Source organism: Coleofasciculus sp. LEGE 07092, assembly GCF_015207375.1.
Taxonomy (GTDB): domain Bacteria; phylum Cyanobacteriota; class Cyanobacteriia; order Cyanobacteriales; family Coleofasciculaceae; genus LEGE-07092.
Window position 1 is genome coordinate 1 of the sequence record NZ_JADEWY010000262.1, and the last position, 2,529, is coordinate 2,529.

The window sequence follows — 2,529 nt, forward strand, 5'->3', positions numbered from 1 at the left end:
GTGATTCTGGCTTACATTAATGACCCACATCACAGCAACAAGTAGTCGGCAAATAAATTTGCCGTGCCGCCTTTCCGCCCCCGTTTACAAAACGGGAGCTACCACGCTACCGCTTATTGATGGTGTAGGGGAAGATGGTGTAGGGGAATTCCCCTGCTCCCCTGCTCCCCTACTCCCTTAAAAAGCTTACAAATTAGCTGACTCTTGATGTTCTGGAGTTGATTCTGTAGGAATTGTTCGACTCGGAGACACAGGTAGAGCCTGAGTTGTCACCGCACCCGACTCATAGACACCGTAAGCGGATGCCGAGCCATTATTTCCCTTAAACTGCTGCATTAAACTTGCCATTTCTAAAGCACTCATGGCAAATTCCCAACCCTTGTTGCTCTTAATTCCGGCTCGTTCCAAGGCTTGCTGCATCGTATCTGCTGTCAAAACCCCAAAAATTACCGGAACACCGGTTTGAAAACTCGCTGCCGCAATGCCCTTAGAGACTTCAGCCGCGACATAATCAAAATGAGGCGTTTGCCCCCGAATAACGGCACCCAAACAAATTACCGCATCATAGCGATGTGAAAGAGCGGCTTGACGAGCCATCATCGGGACTTCAAAACTACCAGGCACCCAAATATAATCGACTTGAGAACCATTGGGACTAGGATCGACACCATGGCGTTTCAGGCAGTCTTGGCACCCTGTTAAAAGCTTATCGGTTACTAAATCATTAAAGCGACCGATGACAATTGCCAACCGTAGGGGTTTGGTTGACGTAAAATTCCCCTCGAAAACTGCCATAATTATCTATAGAACTTTTTAAGATTTAACACCGAGACTGCCCCTAAAACCACTGCCGAGTCCACACCCTGAGTGCCTGGGCGCGAAGTCCCCTTGACTAATCGAGGAGAGCAATAGCTGTTTTGGCAGCCGACGCCCTACCTCGTAGAAGCCTAAGCCTGTAATGATAGCAAATCCCCGTCTGGATCATCGATCCAGGCGGGGATAACCTTAAGCAACAACGAAATAATTTAAAACACCGACTAGAATGACAAGAGCAGACCAAAGACCAGACCCCAGCCAGATGAATCGTTTTGATTGTTCCCAGTTTTGAGGGGTGGCATAGGCTACTGGCACGCCGACAATCATGACGAATGACAAAATAACCAAAGCAGCGAGTGATATCTGAAAAAGGATGGACATTTCCGATTGTTCTCCCAAAACAGCAATGGACTGGATAGAAATTGTTCAGTCCAGACTTGACTGATGTTAATAAAACTTCCTGATTATTGACATTCACCTGCAATCAAAGACAGGTGATTCTTGGGCTGATCGTGCGGTTAGTCTCTTTCCGTCTTACCGAGCATTCTTGTCCCGTTCGGCTTTCGACTGAGCGCTCAAGCGTTCGACTGAGCTTACGCCGAAGTCCGAAGTCTGAATCGCTCACAGCGAAGCCTTGCAGAACAATCCTCAAGCTTAAATTTCCGTGTGTCCCACGGTATTTTTGTGGCGAGTCTTTCCCAATGTACCGAGCAGCCTCAAGGTCTACACTCTGTACAAATTTCAATACTCTTCTCTCAGTTGGAGACTAGTCAGACCAAGTTGAACAGCCTCTTAGGTTGAGAGCAAACCCAATTCTATTGAGATTGTACCTTGATGTTGAGCAACTTTTAGGTAAGCTACCAAAAGTTGACCCGCTTTTTCCGAAAAAACCGAAAATAGAGGTAGTCGAAACCTGCGATCGCTGATTACCCTCCTGCTCTAGCCATGGATTTGATATTGTGCCATACCATCACGGATTTCGACGCCCTCGGTGCAGCAGTGGGATTGACGCGCCTGAAACCTGGATCGAAAGTGGTGCTAACGGGGGGCGCTCACCCAGCCGTGCGGGATTTTTTAGCACTGCACCGGGACGAATATCCCTTGCTCGAACGTCGCTCCGTTAAGACAGAGCAGATTCATTCACTGATTGTCGTCGATACTCAAAAACGCGATCGCTTGGGCAAAGCAGCAGAATGGTTAGACCTACCGCAGTTAAACTCTATTGAAGTCTACGACCATCACCTAGGAATTGAGAGCGATATTCCAGCCACTCACCGCCAAATCGAGCCAGTGGGAGCAACAACGACTCTGATTGTCGAGCAGTTGCAGCAAACTCCCATGGCGTTAACCACAGCAGAAGCGACAGTCATGGCACTCGGAATTCACGTCGATACCGGCTCGCTCACCTTTGACCAAACCACCCCAAGGGACGCCGCCGCCTTAGCTTGGTTAATGGCACAGGGGGCAAATATCCGGCAAATTGCCGAATACACCGATCCAGGACTGTCTCCCCAGTTACAACAACTTCTAACCATAGCCCTCGATCAGTTGCACTCTCAAATCCGCTTAGGGTACACCGTTTCTTGGGTACTCCTCAAAACTCCGGAATACGTGCCAGGATTATCGAGCTTGGCGTCCCGGTTAGTTGAACTGACTGAAAGTGATGCGTTGTTGTTAGCGGCAGAGTATGGGGGCTGTCTCTTATACACAACC

Annotated in this window: 3 protein-coding genes; 1 reads left to right on the forward strand and 2 read right to left on the reverse strand. The window is 48.7% G+C overall.

Annotated elements, in window-relative coordinates:
• Nucleotides 1-186: 186 nt before the first annotated feature.
• Nucleotides 187-795, reverse strand: a complete 609-nt coding sequence (ribH, locus tag IQ257_RS29350) for a 6,7-dimethyl-8-ribityllumazine synthase (RefSeq protein ID WP_193882614.1) — start codon at nucleotides 793-795, stop codon at nucleotides 187-189.
• A gap of 210 nt (nucleotides 796-1,005) precedes the next feature.
• Nucleotides 1,006-1,197 carry a photosystem II reaction center protein PsbZ gene (gene psbZ, locus IQ257_RS29355; RefSeq protein WP_193882612.1) on the reverse strand — a complete coding sequence of 64 codons (192 nt, stop codon included), beginning with the start codon at nucleotides 1,195-1,197 and terminating at the stop codon, nucleotides 1,006-1,008.
• A gap of 564 nt (nucleotides 1,198-1,761) precedes the next feature.
• On the opposite strand from psbZ, the gene IQ257_RS29360 reads away from it, so the two are divergent.
• Nucleotides 1,762-2,529 (forward strand): DHH family phosphoesterase (locus IQ257_RS29360; RefSeq protein ID WP_193933493.1); only part of this gene is annotated, 768 nt, incomplete at its 3' end.